Source organism: Pseudoalteromonas sp. J010, from assembly GCF_003934235.1.
Taxonomy (GTDB): Bacteria; Pseudomonadota; Gammaproteobacteria; order Enterobacterales; family Alteromonadaceae; genus Pseudoalteromonas; species Pseudoalteromonas peptidolytica.
In genome coordinates this window covers 25705-44865 of sequence record NZ_RDBW01000023.1, presented here as the reverse complement: position 1 = coordinate 44865, position 19161 = coordinate 25705, and the positions used below count along the sequence as shown (strand labels likewise).

The following is a 19161-nucleotide window of genomic DNA, read 5'->3' as shown; positions in this document are numbered from 1 at the left end:
GGGGTTTTTCGTTTATAGAATTAGGAAATAAATAATGAGCAACAGTAACCGTTTAAGAATTGCAATCCAAAAATCAGGCCGCCTTTCAAAAGATTGCCAAGCTTTACTCAAGCAACTTGGCGTAAAGCTAAACCTGCGTGAACAGCGCTTAATTGCACACTCGACTAACATGCCTATTGACGTACTGAGAGTACGTGATGACGATATTCCTGGTTTAGTGATGGACGGGGTTTGTGACCTCGGTATTGTAGGTGAAAATGTTCTAGAAGAAGCGCAAGCTGAGCGCCTTCGTAACGAGCAGTGTGCTGAGGTAAACAAGCTGGCTAAGTTAGACTTTGGGTTTTGTCGTTTAGCGTTAGCTTGGCCGCAAGAACTTGGGCAACAAGATAAAGATTGGTTTAACGGTAAGCGTATTGCAACCACCTACCCTGAAATATTAAAACAATACCTTAAACGTGAAAATATCGACGCGAGTGTCGTTATGTTAACAGGCTCTGTAGAGGTGGCACCGCGCGCAGGACTTGCTGACGCTATCTGCGATTTAGTATCAACCGGTGCAACCCTTGAAGCCAATGGACTGATGCAAGGCGATACCATCTTAGAATCTAACGCCTGTCTTATCCAAAATGCTGCGCTTACTGATCAAAGCAAACTTGCACTTATCGATAAACTCATGCCGCGCCTAAAGGGGGTAAAACAGGCAAAAGAAAGCAAATACATCATGATGCATGCACCAAAGAATAAGCTAGATGAAGTTTGCGCACTGTTACCTGGTACGGGTCAACCTACTTTGCTTGCACTAGCCGGAAGCGACGAATATGTTGCACTTCACATGGTTAGCTCTGAGACGCTATTTTGGGAGACCATGGAAGAGTTAAAGGCGCTTGGTGCAAACTCTATTCTAGTTATGCCAATAGAAAAGATGATGGAGTAATAGCATGTTTGATTGGCAGTCAGCTACGAGTGTTCAGCGAGCCGAATGCTTGAGTCGCCCAGCGGTGAAAGTAGGTGATAAAGTAAAGGCGGCGGTTGAGAGTATCATCGATAATGTTGCGAAAAATGGTGATAAAGCACTGCTTGGCTACGCAGAGCAGTTTGATGCTCGTATCAGCCCAAGAATAAGAGTATCAGATTCAGAAATCATACAAAGTGAGTTTGCTTTAGAACCTGATCTGAAAAACGCCATTGATCAGGCATACAGCAACATCAAAAGGTTTCACCAGTTGCAAACTCCTCAAAGTAAGCAGATTGAGACTCAACCGGGTGTTATTTGTGAACTTAGATTTCAAGCGATCGAAGCGGTTGGGTTATATGTGCCAGGTGGAAGCGCGCCGCTGCCTTCTTCCGTATTAATGCAAGGTGTTTGTGCGCAGCTAAGCGGCGCGAAAACAATTGTATTAGCAACCCCAGTCAAAGGTGATAGTCAGATAAACCCTGCGATTTTATACGCGGCTAAACTCTGTGGCGTTACTGATATTATTGAATGTGGTGGTGCAGGTGCAATTGCCGCGATGGCCTTAGGCACAGATAGTGTGCCCAAAGTGAACAAGATATTTGGCCCAGGTAATAGTTTTGTCACCATGGCAAAACAGCTGCTTTGTCAATCAGTACCTGGATTGGCAATTGATATGCCTGCGGGTCCGTCCGAGGTGTTAGTGATTGCTGATAAGGGCGCGAACCCTGAATTTATTGCCGCAGATCTGCTTTCTCAAGCAGAACATGGTGAAGACTCTCAAGTTATTTTGTTAGCGACCGAGGCTCAGTTAATTAAGGACACCGAAGTTGCGATCGAACGCCAATTAAGAGTCCTTAGTCGCGCTGATATCGCCAGAGCCGCACTTAACAATAGCACGCTGATTTTAGTCGAGAGTGTTGAGCAAGCGTTTGAAATATCGGCAGAGTATGGGCCTGAACACCTTATCTTACAGATTAGGGAGGCTGAGCGCTTCTTACCACTTGTGAAAAATGCAGGTTCAGTGTTTGTTGGAGACTATACGCCAGAATCTGCGGGTGATTATGCGTCTGGTACCAATCACGTATTGCCAACCTACGGTTATTCAAAAACCTACTCAAGTTTAAATTTGATGGATTTTTACAAGGCTTACACTGTACAAACCATCACTAAGGAAGGTCTGCGTGGTTTGAGTTCCGCCATTCTACCTTTAGCTCAAGCTGAAGGGTTAGACGCACACGCAAATGCCGTTAAAGTAAGGCTGGAGAATAATAATGACTAATATTGCACTACCCGAAAATATAGAAAAGTTGAAAGCCTACAGCTCTGCAAAAAGTGAAAAACTGACAGGGAACACATGGCTAAACGCCAACGAAAGTCCTTACACTCGTTTACTTGAAATGCGTTTTGATAACTTAAATCGTTACCCTGATCCACAACCAGAAGCTGTGATCGAGGGTTATGCACGCTACGCACAAGTTGAACAAAGTAATGTATTGATGACTCGTGGTGCCGATGAAGGGATCGAGCTTTTGGTAAGAACTTACTGTGAGCCAAGTAAAGACAGTATTGCGATTTTTACGCCAACATACGGTATGTACAAAGTCACGGCGAATACACATAACATCGCCATTAACGAATTAAGTCAAGAGCAGCTTGCCAATGAGGACACGGACGCACTACTCCCCGCAATTGGTGAAGCTAAACTCGTATTTGTGTGTAATCCAAATAACCCTACAGGAGCATTACAACCAATACGCAAAGTCGCGGCTCTTGCTGATAAGCTTAAAGGCCGTGCGATTGTCGTCGTTGATGAAGCGTATATTGAGTTTTGTGAAGACAAGAGTTGCGTAGAGCTTATCAAAACATTTCCTAATGTCGTTGTACTACGCACGTTATCTAAGGCGTTCGCACTAGCAGGGCTTCGTGTGGGTTTTATGTTAGCAAGTGAATCGCTATTAGCGCCGATCAGAAAAGTTATCGCACCCTACCCTGTTTCAACGGTAGTAGCGCAAATTGCAGCAACTGCACTAACGTCTGATGCGCTAACACAGATGCGCCGTCAAGTCTCTATTTTGAACCTAGCAAAAAAGAAGCTTATACAATGGCTACAAAACAGCGAGTTCGTAAACGCAATACTATGCGGCGAAGGCAACTTTGTTACTTTGCAGCTAACCGACAAGCAATTTGTACAACAAGCGATGCGCCAAGGCTTAATAATGCGCCCATTTGTGCTATTTGGCGAGGACAATTGGTTGCGGATCTCCATCGGCAACGAACAAGAACTAAAACAAGTAGAAACCTGGCTGAAACAATGCCAAGTCACTGAGGAAGTATCATGAGCGCCCCATATTTATTCATAGACCGTGACGGCACCATTATTGAAGAGCCAATGATTGACAAACAAGTCGACAGCCTTGAAAAGCTGGCATTGTTGCCGAATGTGATCCCAGCGCTGCTATCGCTGCAAGCTTTTGGCTACAAACTGGTGATGGTGTCGAATCAAGACGGCCTTGGGACTGAGAGCTTCCCCACAGCAGATTTTGATGCGCCTCAAGATAAAATGATGCAAATTCTAACTAGTCAAGGGATCCGTTTTGAAGAGGTGTTAATATGCCCTCACTTTGATGAGGATAACTGCCAATGTCGTAAACCTAAAACTGGGTTACTCACGGAGTTAATGCGCTCTGGTAAAGTGGATTTGAGCAAGTCATTTGTTATTGGTGATAGACAAACCGATATTCAGCTAGCTGAAAATCTGTGTATCGAAGGTATTCTCTATGAAAATAACTGGCCTGCGATTGTAACGCAATTAACCACATTAAATCGCAGTGCACAAATTGTCAGAAATACCAAAGAAACTCAGATCTCGGTAGCGATAAATTTAGATCAACAAGCCAATGGCGAGATTTCAACGGGTCTTGGATTCTTTGATCATATGTTAGATCAAATAAGAACTCACGCTAATCTGGGCCTATATATTCAAGCCAAAGGGGATTTGCACATAGATGAGCACCACTTAGTCGAAGATATAGGTATTGCCCTTGGTCAAGCATTCAGAACTGCGCTTGGCACCAAGTCACAAATCGCTCGCTATGGCTTTGCATTGCCTATGGATGAGTGTAAGGCAGAGTGCCAACTGGATTTGTCTGGACGCGCTTCTTTTGTACTGAATGCCAACTTCACCAGAGATAAAGTCGGTGATTTGGATGTTCAAATGGTTGAACACTTTTTCAAGTCTTTTGCAGATAATGCGGCGGTAAGCTTAATCTTGAGTGTAAGTGAAGGCAACGCACACCATCAGGTTGAGGGCTTATTTAAGGCATTCTCACGGGCTATACGTATGGCAATTGCAACGGATGCGTCGCAGCAAACGGCAAGTTCGAAGGGGTGTTTATGATTGCAATTATTAATACCGGTTGTGCCAACATTAACTCAGTGCGCTTTGCATTTGAGCGCCTTGGTGTCACACCAGAAGTGATCACCACACCGGAGAAATTATCTGGGTTTGAACGCGCTATTCTACCCGGTGTAGGCCACGCCAATGTGGCAATGAAGCGGTTAAATGAACAAGGCTGGACGGAGGCAATAGCTGACTATCAGAGGCCTTTGATGGGTATTTGCTTAGGGATGCAGCTGCTTTGTGAATCGACTGAAGAAGGCAACGTAGCTTGCCTAGGTCGCATTCCGGGTAAGGTTGAGTTATTGGAGACCAATGATTTAACAGCGCCGCATATGGGTTGGAATAATCTTCGTGTGGTGAAGTCTCACGCGCTCACTGCAGGACTCAGCGAACAAGACCAAGTGTACTTTGTGCACAGTTTTGCGCATACCATCAATCAATCGACATTGGTTTCGGGTGAGTACGGTCAAGCGTTTTCTGCGATTGTTGCAAACGACAATTATGCCGGCATGCAGTTTCACCCAGAGCGCAGCGGCAGAGTCGGTGCACAGCTTTTACAAAACTTTATTAATTGGCAAATTTAAAAGGACGAACAATGATTATTCCCGCTTTAGATGTATTAGAGAACAATATTGTTCGTTTGTATCAAGGCAAATATGAAACCGCGCAGTTTTACCCATTTGATTTAGCAGAACGTTTGCTTGAGTATCAAAATGCTGGCGCAACCAAGCTACATTTAGTGGATCTGGAAGGGGCGCGAGATCCGAACAAAAAGCAATGGCGCACCATCCAAGCCGCGACTCGAGCGTTGTCTGTTCCGTTTCAAATAGGGGGCGGTATTCGCAGTATTGATGATGTAAAGCAGTGGCTTGAAGCTGGTGCCGCTCAGGTCGTAATCGGTTCGATGGCGGTAGAAAAGCAGCAAGAAGTTGCTACTTGGATAAAAGAGTTTGGTGCAGATAGATTTGTTATTGCACTGGATGTTAATAGAACTGAAAGTGGTTGGTCTCCTGCTACTCACGGCTGGCTTAACGATGCAAAAACTGACTTGTTTGCGTTATTAGATTTTTATGTTGAGCAAGGGGTAGTAGATTTTTTATGTACGGATATCAGTAAAGACGGCACTATGGCAGGCCCTTCTTTTTCTTTATATGACGATATTACCAAGCACAATAGCATAATTAAAGTTCAGGCTTCTGGAGGCGTAAGCTCACTGGATGATATTGCCCGTCTTGCCAAACAACAAGTGGGTGGAGTGATACTCGGGAAATCACTGCTTGAGGGTGTATTTAGCGTTGAGGAGGCACTGGCATGTTATCAAAACGCATAATTCCTTGTTTAGATGTAAAAGACGGCCAAGTTGTTAAGGGCGTAAAATTTCAAGGTCATGAAGTCGTTGGGGATATTCTTGAACTTGCGGAGCGTTATAGCGCCGCAGGTGCTGATGAATTGGTGTTTTACGAAATCAGCGCCAGTGTGGAAAAGCGTTTATTAGACGTAAATTGGGTCGCTGAGATTGCCAGGCATATCGATATTCCATTTTGTGTTGCTGGTGGAATTAAGTCGGTGGCGGACGCCGCTCGGGTGCTTGAGCAAGGAGCAGATAAAATTTCTATTAACAGCCCAGCGATTGCGCGTCCTGAGCTTATTAAAGAGTTGCATGACGAATTTGGCAAACAATGTGTAGTCGTTGGTATAGACAGTTTCTATGATAAGCAAACCCAAGAGTATTTAGTGTACCAGTTAACAGGCGATCCGAACGCCGCAAGTCGGACTCGATACAAAACCCAAGAATGGGTGAAACAAGTACAAGTGCTCGGAGCGGGAGAAATTGTGCTCAACTGTATGAACCAAGACGGTGTGCGTAATGGTTATGATATAGAGCAACTCAGCGCAATCAGAGAACTGTGCAAAGTGCCGCTTATCGCCTCTGGCGGTGCAGGCAGCATGCAGGACTTTGTTGATGTGTTTACACAAACGAATGTTGATGGAGCTTTGGCGGCAAGTGTATTTCACAAAGGTGTAATCGAAATTCCTAAGCTCAAGCAGTTTTTAATAAATAATGATGTGGCAGCACGACAATGATAATTAATAAACAAAACATGGCAGAAGTGGATTTCGAAAAATCCGAACTTATACCAGCAATAGTGCAAGATGCGTTGACAGGTGTAGTATTAATGCAGGGCTTTATGAATAGAGATGCCCTTGAGGTTACATTAGACAAACGGCTTGTTACTTTTTATTCGCGCTCCAAATCACGCCTGTGGACAAAAGGTGAAACGTCAAACAATGTTTTAGAGTTGGTAGAAGTACACACAGATTGTGATAAAGACAGTTTACTGATCTACGCCACTGCGCAAGGTCCAACTTGCCATTTAGGTAGCGAAAGCTGCTTCGCAGACACCATGCCACAGCTTGCATTTTTAGGAAAGCTTGAGCGTGTAATTGCACAAAGAAAAAATGCCTCACCGGAGAGCAGTTACACCGCCTCTTTATTTGCAAAAGATTTGAGCCGCAGCTGCCAAAAAGTTGGAGAAGAAGGAGTTGAGGTTGCGCTGGCTGCGATGAAAAATGACAATGAAGAGTTGCTCAATGAGTCCGCAGACTTACTGTATCATCTTATTGTCTTATTACAGAGACAAGGGCTTACGCTCAGTGATGTGGTCAATACGCTCAAAGATAGGCATAAGTAATTTGCCCTTTGGGTAAGTAATCCTTACGCCTATCTTTTCGTTGGCTTGTTCCAGACATCGTGCAGTAACAAGCCAACCTACCACAATCGGGATAAATCTGTAATTAGATCAACACCTGTTCATATAAATAAGGTAAACTTCTCATAGTCTTATAACTATGCAGTGGCAAAATATTAGTCTAACTTTAACGGTGCGATTGCGAACAGTATGGAACGGTTTATGAAAACAAGATTACTTGGTCTAATGCTGGCAGGGTTGACAGCTGCTGGATGTTCAACATTGACCCCTGAGCAACAAGAGAAGCTCGATGATATGTCTAATTGCGAGAAACTTAATGCACTTTTAAGTGCGTCATCCAATGGGTTTTCTGTGCTTAAAGGTGCTGAAGTCGGCGCAAAGTTTATCAACTCCTGGCAGGCCAAGGCACATCTAGTTGGCAATAAATGCCAAATCATAGAAAGCGCTTCTGGAAAATCAAAATATACCTGTTCTGAGCAGTTCAAGGAATATGAAAACGCGGTAAAAATCCATAACTATGCGCAGAGTCTCGCAAAGCAATGTTTAGATGGCTCTTGGGTTGGTGATAGCCAAAAGAGTGGCCAGCTAATGCGTACGCAAATTATGTCACCGAACTCTACTAGCAAAATTGCAATTGAACTAGGCAAAGGCCTCGACAAAGTCACGCCATGGATCGTTACGTTTAATGTGACTGAAAAATAAGATGTAAAATACGGAGAAGCGTTGTGCTTCTTCTACCGTCTCCCCTAGTATTCCTCTTTTGCAATCCACTTCACTTTGTCTGTTTGAGCGTTAATAAATTTTTCATTGTTGCTTTACTCGATTCTAATGTCATTTCGCGTTGCGTCTTTTATATGAAAATAGTGAATAGTAATTGTGGTGTAACGAGATAAAAATTTAGAAAAAATAAGCAGTATATATTTTGAGCGGAGTTGGGATCTGCAACAGTCTATATTTAATTGATGCTTATTATGCATTTCTTTGGTTTTTATGTGTTAATAAAAAGCTTGTTTATTAAAAAAAAGTAGCATTTAATTTGGCTGCTATTTTTTTATTAGCACTAAATTAACTACTATTTTTTAAAGGAATTAAGATGAACACATTGATAAAGTTTTCTGCTCTATCCCTCTCTGTTGCGATGCTTTGTAACCCTGCTTCGGCTAATGAACAAGCTAAGCCATTTGAGTATACAGTAAATGGCAGTGTATATGAGATCCCCGCTTCTCAAGCTAAGAATCTAGATGAGATAATTGTGCTAATAGAAACTAATAACGATGTTTCAGGTTATGACGTTACTGAGACTAAGTTAGCAAAAACTGAGCGCACAGAAATTGCCAGTGATTTTTCAGCGCTAGCTGGTGGTAACTTACGTGTTTATAGTGAACTCAATACGGGGTATTTAAATGATTTTGACCAAGCATTTACTTACACTTGTCCAAGTAATATGTTTATTAAATCAATTTCAAGCTACCATCAAGATAAACAAGAAGACAGACGTTTTAGCTTAGTCTGTGCAAAATTTACAACGGATAGCGGTAGTCGCATTTATCGTAAAACGACAAAGTGGAGCGGTTACGTAAATTCATATGATCAAGCGTTTAACTTTGTTTGTCCTAATGGTCAATTCTTTGTCGGAATGTCAAGCCGTCACGATAATGGCACCGAAGACCGTTTGTTTAACTTTAATTGCGCATCTATGGCAACCTCTAGTACAGGCGCTGCACTATTCGCTGAATCATGTATTACAACACAATACACAGGTTACGACCAACCTTGGACATTAGGTGGTAATGGTGCAATCATCGGTATGTCAAGTCGCCATGATAACAGAAYGGAAGACCGTCAGACTGCAGTGAGTTATTGCTCAGCTGCGAGTGATTGGTAATACTGCCCTATAGAGTAGGGTTGATACCCTACTCTATGTAAGAGTTTCGTCATTTCACTGTCATACAAAAGCCGCACACTCAAAATGTAATTAGTTAGCGGATTTAAGACTTATCATGACCAAACCGAATATTTTTCTCATCAATTTAGATTCTTGCACTGATAGACTCAAGGAATCTACTCTCCAGTTTGATCAGTTCTCACTACCCTTTGAAAGGATAAGCGCTGTAAAAGGTGCAGAGTTGAGCGAAGACGTTTTAAATACGAGCTATTGTAAGTTAAAAAACGCTAAGCAATACTTCCGGCCTTTAACGTTAGGAGAGATAGGCTGTTATTTAAGTCATATAAAAGTACTAAGCAAAATTGTTGAGTTAGAACTGCCCTATGCTTTTATTTTTGAAGATGATTTCCAACTACACGACGACTTAGCACAGATTGACCAACTGATCGCTTCATTGCCATTTGATTGGGATATGATCAAGCTATTCCAGTCTCAGAAGAACAAACGCACTCCGATTGCAAGTTTTCCTCTAAATAAATCGTTATCGTTATTTATGCAAAATAAGGTACCTGCCGGAACCGTTGCCCAGCTTGTAAGTCTCAAAGGAGCAAAGAAAATATTATCCAAATCAATTCCTTTCGGCAGACCGATTGATATTGATTATCAACATTTTTGGGAAAAAGATCTAAGTGTATTCGTAATGAGCCCTTGTCCTGTTAGCCATGGTGAAAAGTTTGCGAGTACCATAGATAGAGCTCCAAGTGTTACAGGATCAAAGCGGTATTTTTGGCGCAAACAATTGCTTCAGATAAATAAGTTTATACAAAACAAGTTTTATCGCGGGCTGGTTCTTAAACGCTATCAACAACACTTCTAGTTATATGATTCGAAAGCCGTTGTACGCCTTTTGAACAATGGGTTTTATACTTGTACGTAATAGAGAAAAATTCGTGTTAAAAGTGTAATTTATGGGAAGACTTCTGATTGAGATGTGCTAGTATCTTAGATTATTGCAATAAGTTTAACTTTTTGCTTAAACCGTTAATAATAACAACGTTGAGGGAGCACAGACGTGTCTATAGAAATCAACTTTGAACTCTCTGATTCAGATCTTGAACACTTCCGTGGAATGATGAAAGCCGCTATTGAAAAAAGTGGTGATGTAAGCGATGCTGAAATTATATCAAAAGCACGCGATTTAGTCGCAACGATGGAAAAATCCAACCTTCCTGAGTTTGTGAGCACTCGTCTTATTTCATTACAGACGTTAATTGACGCTGTATTAGACGAAGAATGGCAAATGCCTGATGACGAAAAACGTGAGATTATGGCGTCGCTAGCTTATTTCAGCGAGCCTGAAGACATGGTGCCAGATCATATTCCGGTATTAGGTTATGTTGACGATGCAATTATGATTGAGCTGGTGCTGCAAGAATTATCTCTAGATTTAAAAGCGTATCGTGAGTTTTGTGGATTCCGTGCAACGGAGGAAGCAAGACGTGGCGATGCTGCAAAGGTTGACCGTGAAAGTTGGTTAGCTGGTACTCGCTCCCAGATCCGCTCTTCTATGCGTAGAGGTCGTTCAAAGAATCGCTCTCGATTCTTCTCTCGCATCATGTAGTAAAAGCCTAGTATTTTTTACTGAGGTAGAAATTATAAAGGGCTGATAWCTATCAGCCCTTTTTGTTGTTAGCTATTTTTTCTCATTAGGGTGTGCGACGCCCATCCAAGCTTTGTATAGCATGGCTTGTTTTGCTGATGGTGTTTCAGTGAATGTGATTTTTTTAGGCTTGTCGTAACCACGGTTTAGTGTCAACTCTGTAGTCATTAATTTATCCCTACGAATAAAATCAACTTTCACCGTTTGTTCAGGTACAAAATGCGCTAAGCTTGCCGATAAACTATCCCTCACGTGGTGCTTATCAAAGGCAACGATTAGATCTCCAGCAGTAAGTCCGGCTTGCCAAGCGTTACCATCTCTAGCCACATGAAGCAGCTTCAGAAGTTCACCTTGTTGTTTTGCTTTTCCTTCAAGTTTAGCTATCACACTTGCTGATTTGGGATGCTTATATTCTAATCCCACTTTGTCGAATAACGCATTAAAGTCTATGTTCGCTGGTTTATCCACATGGTTGACCCACCAAGTGTGATAATCTCGTCCAGTCAATTGTTTTAAAATGCGTTTGACGTCTTCACTTGTAAAGCTATTAGGTAATTTATGTTGTTTATATAGCTGGCTGTGTACGTCACGGTAACTTATTGTTCCATTTGATTTCTCAATTAGGTCGATGTCCAGCGCCATCGAGACTAATGCCCCCTCTGAATAGATGTTGGTGCTATAGTTAACACCATGATCGCCACCTTGATTTATCCATTTATCAAAGCTGCTTGCGGCAACAGATTGCACCTGACGCCCCGGGGTGTCAAGATGACGGTTAACGCGCTTGGTCAGCATGTTGAGATATTCATCATTGGTGGTTATTCCTGCGCTAAGTAGCAAATAGTCTTCAAAATAGCTTGTCGAACCTTCAGCCAACCACAACAGATCAGTATAATTTGGAGCAACATAATCATACGGAACCATACCAGCAGGACGGTAATTTTTAACATTCCAAGTGTGAATAAATTCGTGCGCTGCGGTTGAAATAAAGCCGATATAATCATCACGGTTTTTAAAGCTATCTCTGTGCCTTTGTATAATGGTCGAATTTAGGTGCTCCGTGGCACCACGAGCGCCACTCGTTGCATGAACCATAAATACGTAGCGCTCATAAGGGTAGTCATGCCATATGAGAGTGCCGGTTTTGACCAGTTTTTTCAGATCTGTCAGCATCAGATCAACGTCGTAATTCCCCTCCCCCCAAATTACCAATTCGTACTGACGACCATCTACTTGGAACTTATGTAGTTGGTTAATACCGGTTTCAATCGGAGAATCAAGTAAAATGTCATAATTATCAGCTTTAAAGCTGTGTTTGGAATCGGCAAAGTCCATACCTGAGACTGAACGCCACTCCATTGGTACGTCTAAGTCGATCTTTATGGGTTCTGCTCTAAAAGACTCGCTGAACATAAGGAACCCGGAGGCATCAATAAACGCATGGGTGTCATCAATATGTCTCGCCCGAAGACCGAGTTCATTTGCATATACTTGGTATTGTACTTTCAGTTCTGTCGGCTCAGATAGATGTACTCGCCACGTGTTTTTATCCATCTTCTCCCACTTTAGAGCCTTTCCATCGTGTCCTTCTGCGGCGAAGAAACGAATGCCGTTTGCCAAATTCAATATCTCATAACGCCCGGTGCGCCAGTCCGGAAGCTGTACATCTATACTAGTTTGTGTTGAATGCGGGAATGTCACTTCGACATCAGCTAAGTGATGCTGCGGCTGCGTGATGGTGACTTGATAGTTGACGTCGGCGTGAGCGTGTAGTGCGGTAATACAAGCAAGTGCTATTAGGCTTTTTTTCATCGTATTAAATGTCAGTTATGAATACGATTAATCTATCAAATCAAGACCTTCTAGGCGAAGTAATATCGACGAGTGAACAGCAAAGTCGGACATGTTACAGCCATAAATTTATGCGCATATTGGCTAAATTTGTTGTAGACTAAGTATCTAAGAGATCAAATCATAACTGGAAATCTGTGACTGATAACGCCGTAATGCTCGAGCAAAAGTTAAAACAAGCCATTGAAGCAAGAAAGACGCTTGAGGACGCAAGAAAACAACAAGTAGAGCTATTAACTCAGTTTGCTGCAAAGCTTTCTCTTGCCTGTAAGGGGCAGGATGTTTCTCTGGACAATCAGCTAGCTAAGTTTCGTATCGCACTCAATAAAGGTGTTGACTTTGAGCAGCTTGCTCCCTTTATTGACGGTATATCGGAACCATTAAAAGCGCAGGAAGCCATAAACTCTACGAACCAAAAGGCGTTACAAGCTTCAATCCGCCACAGTGGTAAACTCTTGCAAAAGCTCAAAGGTGTACCAAATGAGTCACGCCGAAAACTGAGACACTTATTAGACGTTGAATTACAGGACATCAGTTCTACGAACGCATATCTTCCAGCACTAGAGACCTTAGTCTCAATCTATCAAACTGTGTTGCAGGCAAAAACAGAAGTCAATGATGTTGCCGCAGGGAGCAGTCAGCCTCAACTCGCGGCAGAATTGCAAGCGCTAATCAACGAACTTATTTTTGAAGACGATGCTGTCGACAAAGTAAAAGAGATCAGAGAGGGAGTCGCTCAGGATGACACCTTAGACAACCTATACAGCGCAGCAACCGAAATAATTAGAATTATTGCTCAGACCATTGCTCGAGAGCGGCAATCTGCGCAGGGCTTTTTAGTTTCATTAAATCAGACTTTAGAAGAGTTGCATCGTTCTATTGTTGAAACAACAGCTCGGTCTAAATCAGCATCACAAGAATTAAAGTCTTTGAACAGTAAGATTGAGCTAAAAATTCAAAATCTCAATGAGCAAACTCAAAATGCAAGTTCTATTACTGCACTAAAGGCGCTAGTTGATAATGAGCTCAAGTTATTAAGCGCAGATTTAATAGCTAGAGAAAAGCTGGAAAAAAATGAGCGAGATGCACTTCTTGATTCATTCGATGCGATTAATAATCGTATTAATATGCTCGAAGCGAAAGTGTCGAGTTATCAAAAGCGGCTGAGTGAGCAAAAATTTAAAAGTTTACTCGATAGCCTTACTAAGTTGCCGAACCGCGCTGCATTTGATGAGCGTTTGACCCATGAAATGCACTTGTTTGAAGTCAATGACACCGAAGTTACGCTCGTTGTGATTGATGTTGATCATTTTAAATCTATCAATGACAAATATGGACATAGTGCTGGCGATAAAACCTTGCAAGTGATAGCCAGAGCCTTGAAAAAGTCGATCCGTAAAAGCGATTTTATTGCTCGTTATGGCGGTGAGGAATTTGTCTTATTGATGCCTGGAATGCCAGTTAGCCAGGCACAAAAGCCGCTAGAAAAGGTAAGGCAAGTTGTAAAATCTATTCCGTTTAAATTCAAAGAAAAGCAAGTTGAAATTACAATTTCTCTCGGTGCAACACAGTTTAAAAAAGGAGACACGACTTTGAGTGCCTTCGATAGAGCTGATGCTGCACTATATGACGCGAAAAATAGTGGCCGTGATAGATTGTGCTTCAAATAACACAAATCTTTGGGCTGTTGAAAGGAAATGGTGGTGCGATTAAATATGGATAATTTGTAAGAAGTTAGCACTACCCTATTCGCACAACAAAAAGGAGTAAGCCTATGCAAATAGAGCTAAACCCAACAGGGGTTCTTAACTTATTATCAAAATTAGAAGTTGACTTGCTACAGCAGTCGACCACCAGTGAAAGATATAGGCTTTTTAGAAACTGTGCATTAGCTGTACTTAACGTTGGCAGTCATACTGACTCTAGCTCTGAAATTTATGATAAATATGAAGATTTTGATATTCAACTGCTTGCTCGAGAACGTGGTATCAAAATTGCGCTGAATAACCCTCCAGAGTCAGCTTTTGTTGATGGCAAGATTATTACTGGTATTCATGAACATATCTTTTCAGTAATCAGGGACATTCTGTTCATCTGTCAAAAATATCATGGTGAAAATAAAACCCCGGTTGAAATCACACACATGGTGTTCGATATGCTCAGAAACGCAGATGCGTTAGAGGTGAACAAAGATCCTAATATGATTGTGTGCTGGGGAGGCCATTCTATCAATGAAGTTGAGTATAAATACACCAAAGAGGTCGGCTACCAGTTGGGGCTTCGCGGGTTAAATATTTGTACCGGTTGTGGGCCTGGTGCGATGAAAGGACCAATGAAAGGTGCAACGATTGGTCATGCTAAACAGCGTGTCTCAAGTAATCGTTATCTTGGCCTAACAGAGCCGAGCATCATTGCAGCAGAGCCACCTAACCCGATAGTGAATGAATTAGTTATTTTGCCGGATATCGAGAAACGCCTTGAAGCTTTTGTCCGCGTTGCACATGGCATTATCATTTTTCCTGGTGGTGCTGGAACCGCAGAGGAGCTACTGTACCTGCTTGGGATCTTACTGCACCCTGATAATGAGAAGCAGTGTCTTCCGGTTATATTAACAGGTCCAAAAGAGTCAGCTGCCTACTTTGAGGAACTTAGTGCGTTTGTTGAAAAAACCTTGGGTAAGGAAGCATTGTCTAAGTTTGAGATCATTGTAGATGATCCTGAGCTAGTGGCTAAAAAGCTTAAAGCATCGATGGTAACCGTTCGCGAATATCGTAAATCACAAGGTGATGCGTACTATTTCAACTGGACGCTTAAAATTGAGAATGACTTTCAGCATCCTTTTGCGCCAACACATGAAAATATGTCCGCGCTAGACCTGCATCTAGCACAGCCAAAACAGCAGCTTGCCGCTAATTTGAGGCGCGCATTTTCAGGCATTGTTGCGGGTAATGTGAAAGATGAAGGGATAACTGCAATTAAGCAACATGGACCTTATGAGTTAACTGGAGATAAGTCTCTTATGGCTGATATGGATAAACTGCTGGGGGCGTTTGTTGTTCAAGGGCGAATGAAATTGCCGGGAAGCAAGTATATACCTTGTTATAAAATTAAAGCTTAAATTGAATGAAAAATTTGTTGTTAATTGATGCGCTTAACTTGATTAGGCGCATTTATGCTGTTAACGAACCAAAGCACAGCGAACATCAACAGGCGCACATTACAGCCTGTTGTCAGAGGGTAGAGCAAGCCGCAAGAAGCTTGCTTAAGAAATCAGCTGCGACCCATGCCGTGGCTGTATTTGATGGCGACAAAAGCTGGCGCTATCACTTTTACTCAAAATATAAAGAAAACCGACAGCCCATGCCCGAGTCGCTAAGCAGCAATCTCGACAGATTCGCCACTGCATTTACTAATGTCGGTGTTAAGTGTTTTAATCCGGTACATGATGAAGCCGACGACATTATCGCTACATTAGCAACGAAGGCGGCAAAAGCAAATGTCTCCGCGGTTATTGTTTCCACAGATAAAGGCTTTCTCCCCTTAATTAGTGAGGAAATTGCTATTTATGATTACTTTAAAAAGTCAACAATCTCTCTTGAAGACATTAAAAGCCGATTCTCAGTTACACAAAACAAGCTTGAAATCTTCTGGGCGTTGAGTGGTGACAAAACCAATAATATTCCTGGAGTGACTGGGGTTGGTGTGAAAACAGCGCAGGAGCTATTAGCAAAGCACAGTCGTCTTGATGATATGCTTATAGATGATGAGATAAAGCCCGCTGTTAAAGCCAAGCTTGAAGCAGGTGTTGAAAACTATATTACTAGTCTGGCATTGGTCACGTTAAGAAAAGATATCGAGATAGGGTTTAGTCTTAAAGATATTAGAGTTGGATAGTAATATAAATGGAAATATAAATTGTGCAGCTAGGTGGCGTAAAGGAGCCATTTTGACCAAAGTCCAGCGTGCAAAATATTGCTACATCACCGTGTCGTTTTGCATTCTTTCTCAAGCGTTAGGTATTTCTTAAGACCTTTGATATATTAGCTAAAGATTAAGATGTTTTTCTTTATAAATTATTGTTTTTAAAGAAAACCTTGCATTTATTATTGTTTAACCTGAAATTTGGATAAAGAATATTCTAACTCATTGTTGCTAAAGCACAGTTTTGTTTTTTCACTTGTCTAGTGAGAGAGTTTTTGCGAAACATCGCTTCCGCGTCCCGCTCTCGCTAAGGCTCCTACATGTTGTAGGTAAGAAGAATTTAAGCGCCAATGGCTGGCTATTGGAAATGAATTCAACGCAGTTAGCGTGAAAACTGGCTGCTAGAAAGGCATAAATTATCCGAACATCATGTTGTTTAGTTAGTCTGTATTGAGCAGATTATCTGTTAAGACGAAACGGCATGTTAATATCTTAATCTCTGTACGTAGCGTATGTTGGTGATTATACATTTTTGTTGAGCAGTTAGATGATTAGAAAGATTTTACAGTACATATTTCTAGGCCTTGCGGTATACGTTTCTGTGGTCTTTCTTGTTATTAACTACTACAAAGATGATCCTCAGGCAATGATATGGCAAGACAGAGAGGCTTTTAATAATCGTTTTATCGGGAATTTAAGTCTAGAACAACCCGTGAATATTGATGTTGTGTTGGATACACTCGGTAGTCCTGATTTAACCTATGTGAAGAAAAGAGCAGATAACACCGTCGTGCAAATTGTTTTTTATCGGACTCAGCTGGTTAAACCTGATGGTATCACCACCGAAGATGAATGTACCGGTTTACTGTTTGAAAATGGTGTTTTGACGCTTTGGGGCCCAGGTGCCAGAGTGACCTTTGATAAAGTGTAGAGTTAATGGAATCTAGGATCGTAACAAGTAAAACGCTATTTGCTTTGACACAAGGAACGCATAAAGTATTACGGCTTTACTACCAAAAGGAGCGTTGGTCGTCGATATACCCTACTCTGGTAAAGCTGGCACAACTATATATGGACTGCTATGAACATTCACCGAGTAGCATGCACGCTCAGCTTGGATTATATTCTCAAAACTTAGGCTACAACACTAACCTTGTAATTAATCAAAATGTGCTAATTTGTATGGCTTGTCACAGTTTGCGCTATTCAAGAGCAATCACTGAGGAACTATTACTTGCCAGTTTTGCCGACTATTTATGTGTGGCGCGAGAGAGTGATCAATTAGCTTGTGGGAAACCATTGAATCCCCAGCAAGATAAGCTCTGGAAAGTTAGGCACCACGTGGCAGTCCAGATCCTCAGTGATGGGAAAACACCAGACCTACAGTGTCTTCGTGTCTTATCGCGACTTTCAAGCTATGACAGCAAGCTCATCTCAAAAGCGCCACAGCGTTTTAATGATCATGCTTCTTTGATAGTGGCATTAGCGCATCGACTAGCTAGTTTAATCACGCCAACAAAGCAACAGCCAGCCTTTCCACTCGATAAGGCGATAAAGCTACTTTATGCTCGGCTTTCCTATCACTACGCGCTTAAAGTACTATCCGCAATGTCCGACGCAATGGTAAAACATCCAGCAGGATTATTATGTGACATAAACAAAGAGCTAGGACTTTTAGTCGTTCAATGTAACAAAGAGAAAGTCATCGCTATTATTGATAATGGACAAGCTAAAAAGCTTGCCAAAGCCAGCCGAGCGTTTGATTTTCGCTGTGGGGTTACGTTTAGCTCAGATGCTAAACTGCTATACAATGTTTGGGACAGAGCACCAGCACCAGAGCCCACCTCTTTTGGTGTTGATAACACGCATTTGCTAGAGGCGGTAAAGGCTCTTTCTTTTAGTCAATTTCAAAGCATTCGGTCATTAGAAAAGCTGGTATGTGAATTCGAGTCAGTTTCTCTAGCGTTACAAGTTGCGGCAAAACAGTATAATCGAGAAAATCTAAAAGCCGCTTCGGTACGACATTCACTGGCGATGGTGGGTCTAGATGCTGCCGGTTTATTAGCACAGCGAGTATTGTTAGAACAAATCATTGCCCGTCACAAAACGCCTTTCACCGATGATGTACTTCATAAGTATGGAGTGATAAGTCAAGTTATCGCTTTGTACGTAGGTGATAGTTATGGTGAAGAATTTGAGCGGTTACTCTCTCCTTTTGCCGCAGTCATTGCATTTTTGGTGCTGAAGCAAGGCGTAGAGATCCAACATACCACTGCATTACATACCCGAGATTTCTCAGAAGCGCAGATATCAGTGGCCAATTTGTTTGGCGTTAGAGCGTTGGCACAAGACAAATTTGTTGAATTTAATCATTATTATTTTGATAAAAGCATCCTACATAAGGCGATGCTAGACAGTGAAACACTCAAGAAATCCCAAGCAAATACGCAATGCAAGCTTTTTACTTTTATCAAACTAGTAGTGTTAAGTGTTATCTCTCCTAATTTTGTTCCTACGGCGTGGCAAAAACAATTGATTGATCAAATACTGTCCGATAGCCACTTTGCAAATGCACAGAATTTTAATGCAGCACTACTTGAGGTTGGTTTTTACTCAGCTATTGAGTGATATTTATTCTATAAATAATATCAATAACAAGCATAAATCTTATGTATGTGGTTTTTACATTCCATACTGGAATAAGACCTAATTAATTGCTATAAAACGCGGCTTAAACAAGCGAACGTACACCGTTGTTAATTTCTACTAGACTTAGTC

The 19161-nt window shown here is 41.8% G+C and carries 18 protein-coding genes; 17 read left to right on the top strand and 1 reads right to left on the bottom strand.

All coding sequences use genetic code 11. The annotated features are described in order from the left end of the window. Positions 1–34: 34 nt before the first annotated feature. The 12 genes from hisG (at position 35) to EAG18_RS13540 (ending at position 10572) form a co-directional block, all read left to right on the top strand. Positions 35–934 (top strand): ATP phosphoribosyltransferase, encoded by a 900-nt coding sequence (hisG, locus tag EAG18_RS13595; RefSeq protein WP_125252925.1) that lies wholly within the window; start codon positions 35–37, stop codon positions 932–934. 4 nt (positions 935–938) lie between these two features. Next, positions 939–2234 (top strand): histidinol dehydrogenase, encoded by a 1296-nt coding sequence (gene hisD, locus EAG18_RS13590; RefSeq protein WP_125252924.1) that lies wholly within the window; start codon positions 939–941, stop codon positions 2232–2234. Next, a complete protein-coding gene (gene hisC / locus EAG18_RS13585; RefSeq protein WP_125252923.1) occupies positions 2227–3294 on the top strand; it encodes a histidinol-phosphate transaminase in 1068 nt (355 codons plus the stop codon). Before hisD ends, hisC begins: the two co-directional genes overlap by 8 nt. Then, positions 3291–4352: a bifunctional histidinol-phosphatase/imidazoleglycerol-phosphate dehydratase HisB gene (gene hisB / locus EAG18_RS13580; RefSeq protein ID WP_125252922.1), complete on the top strand. Its 1062-nt coding sequence runs from the start codon at positions 3291–3293 to the stop codon at positions 4350–4352. The genes hisC and hisB overlap by 4 nt, the downstream gene beginning before the upstream one ends. After that, complete coding sequence (hisH, locus tag EAG18_RS13575) at positions 4349–4939, top strand: imidazole glycerol phosphate synthase subunit HisH (protein ID WP_125252921.1); 591 nt, start codon at positions 4349–4351, stop codon at positions 4937–4939. Before hisB ends, hisH begins: the two co-directional genes overlap by 4 nt. A gap of 11 nt (positions 4940–4950) precedes the next feature. Then, the gene (locus tag EAG18_RS13570) at positions 4951–5685 is read left to right on the top strand and encodes a 1-(5-phosphoribosyl)-5-[(5-phosphoribosylamino)methylideneamino] imidazole-4-carboxamide isomerase (RefSeq protein ID WP_125252920.1); all 735 of its coding nucleotides are present in this window, start codon (positions 4951–4953) and stop codon (positions 5683–5685) included. Next, complete coding sequence (gene hisF, locus EAG18_RS13565; RefSeq protein ID WP_125252919.1) at positions 5667–6440, top strand: imidazole glycerol phosphate synthase subunit HisF; 774 nt, start codon at positions 5667–5669, stop codon at positions 6438–6440. The genes EAG18_RS13570 and hisF overlap by 19 nt, the downstream gene beginning before the upstream one ends. Then, a complete protein-coding gene (gene hisIE, locus EAG18_RS13560) occupies positions 6437–7048 on the top strand; it encodes a bifunctional phosphoribosyl-AMP cyclohydrolase/phosphoribosyl-ATP diphosphatase HisIE (protein WP_125252918.1) in 612 nt (203 codons plus the stop codon). Before hisF ends, hisIE begins: the two co-directional genes overlap by 4 nt. 219 nt (positions 7049–7267) lie before the next feature. After that, positions 7268–7768, top strand: a complete 501-nt coding sequence (locus EAG18_RS13555) for a hypothetical protein (protein ID WP_125252917.1) — start codon at positions 7268–7270, stop codon at positions 7766–7768. A 391-nt stretch (positions 7769–8159) separates the two neighbouring features. Beyond that, on the top strand, positions 8160–8951 hold the full coding sequence (locus EAG18_RS13550; RefSeq protein WP_125252916.1) for a dermatopontin-like protein: 792 nt from the start codon (positions 8160–8162) through the stop codon (positions 8949–8951). A gap of 115 nt (positions 8952–9066) precedes the next feature. Beyond that, entirely contained in the window at positions 9067–9828 is a 762-nt protein-coding gene (locus tag EAG18_RS13545; RefSeq protein ID WP_125252915.1) for a glycosyltransferase family 25 protein, read from the top strand. A 195-nt stretch (positions 9829–10023) separates the two neighbouring features. Then, positions 10024–10572 carry a YkvA family protein gene (locus tag EAG18_RS13540; protein WP_125252914.1) on the top strand — a complete coding sequence of 183 codons (549 nt, stop codon included), beginning with the start codon at positions 10024–10026 and terminating at the stop codon, positions 10570–10572. 72 nt (positions 10573–10644) lie between these two features. Here the strand turns inward: EAG18_RS13540 and EAG18_RS13535 are convergent, their stop codons facing one another. Continuing rightward, entirely contained in the window at positions 10645–12423 is a 1779-nt protein-coding gene (locus tag EAG18_RS13535; RefSeq protein WP_125252913.1) for a PDZ domain-containing protein, read from the bottom strand. 176 nt (positions 12424–12599) lie between these two features. Here EAG18_RS13535 and EAG18_RS13530 point away from each other — a divergent pair, with 176 nt between their 5' ends. The 5 genes from EAG18_RS13530 (at position 12600) to EAG18_RS13510 (ending at position 19011) form a co-directional block, all read left to right on the top strand. Beyond that, on the top strand, positions 12600–14132 hold the full coding sequence (locus EAG18_RS13530; protein ID WP_125252912.1) for a GGDEF domain-containing protein: 1533 nt from the start codon (positions 12600–12602) through the stop codon (positions 14130–14132). 104 nt (positions 14133–14236) lie between these two features. Next, complete coding sequence (gene ppnN / locus EAG18_RS13525) at positions 14237–15580, top strand: nucleotide 5'-monophosphate nucleosidase PpnN (protein ID WP_125252911.1); 1344 nt, start codon at positions 14237–14239, stop codon at positions 15578–15580. A gap of 5 nt (positions 15581–15585) precedes the next feature. Continuing rightward, positions 15586–16356 carry a flap endonuclease Xni gene (gene xni, locus EAG18_RS13520; protein ID WP_125252910.1) on the top strand — a complete coding sequence of 257 codons (771 nt, stop codon included), beginning with the start codon at positions 15586–15588 and terminating at the stop codon, positions 16354–16356. A 574-nt stretch (positions 16357–16930) separates the two neighbouring features. Further along, positions 16931–17314, top strand: a complete 384-nt coding sequence (locus EAG18_RS13515) for a DUF3192 domain-containing protein (protein ID WP_125252909.1) — start codon at positions 16931–16933, stop codon at positions 17312–17314. A gap of 5 nt (positions 17315–17319) precedes the next feature. After that, positions 17320–19011, top strand: a complete 1692-nt coding sequence (locus EAG18_RS13510; RefSeq protein WP_125252908.1) for a hypothetical protein — start codon at positions 17320–17322, stop codon at positions 19009–19011. Positions 19012–19161: the final 150 nt, after the last annotated feature.

Coding starts and splice junctions, on each gene's coding strand:
- hisG (WP_125252925.1), top strand. CDS start 35: ATGAGCAACAGTAACCGTTTAAGAATTGCAATCCAAAAATCAGGCCGC.
- hisD (WP_125252924.1), top strand. CDS start 939: ATGTTTGATTGGCAGTCAGCTACGAGTGTTCAGCGAGCCGAATGCTTG.
- hisC (WP_125252923.1), top strand. CDS start 2,227: ATGACTAATATTGCACTACCCGAAAATATAGAAAAGTTGAAAGCCTAC.
- hisB (WP_125252922.1), top strand. CDS start 3,291: ATGAGCGCCCCATATTTATTCATAGACCGTGACGGCACCATTATTGAA.
- hisH (WP_125252921.1), top strand. CDS start 4,349: ATGATTGCAATTATTAATACCGGTTGTGCCAACATTAACTCAGTGCGC.
- EAG18_RS13570 (WP_125252920.1), top strand. CDS start 4,951: ATGATTATTCCCGCTTTAGATGTATTAGAGAACAATATTGTTCGTTTG.
- hisF (WP_125252919.1), top strand. CDS start 5,667: ATGTTATCAAAACGCATAATTCCTTGTTTAGATGTAAAAGACGGCCAA.
- hisIE (WP_125252918.1), top strand. CDS start 6,437: ATGATAATTAATAAACAAAACATGGCAGAAGTGGATTTCGAAAAATCC.
- EAG18_RS13555 (WP_125252917.1), top strand. CDS start 7,268: ATGAAAACAAGATTACTTGGTCTAATGCTGGCAGGGTTGACAGCTGCT.
- EAG18_RS13545 (WP_125252915.1), top strand. CDS start 9,067: ATGACCAAACCGAATATTTTTCTCATCAATTTAGATTCTTGCACTGAT.
- EAG18_RS13535 (WP_125252913.1), bottom strand. CDS start 12,423: ATGAAAAAAAGCCTAATAGCACTTGCTTGTATTACCGCACTACACGCT.
- ppnN (WP_125252911.1), top strand. CDS start 14,237: ATGCAAATAGAGCTAAACCCAACAGGGGTTCTTAACTTATTATCAAAA.
- xni (WP_125252910.1), top strand. CDS start 15,586: ATGAAAAATTTGTTGTTAATTGATGCGCTTAACTTGATTAGGCGCATT.
- EAG18_RS13515 (WP_125252909.1), top strand. CDS start 16,931: ATGATTAGAAAGATTTTACAGTACATATTTCTAGGCCTTGCGGTATAC.
- EAG18_RS13510 (WP_125252908.1), top strand. CDS start 17,320: ATGGAATCTAGGATCGTAACAAGTAAAACGCTATTTGCTTTGACACAA.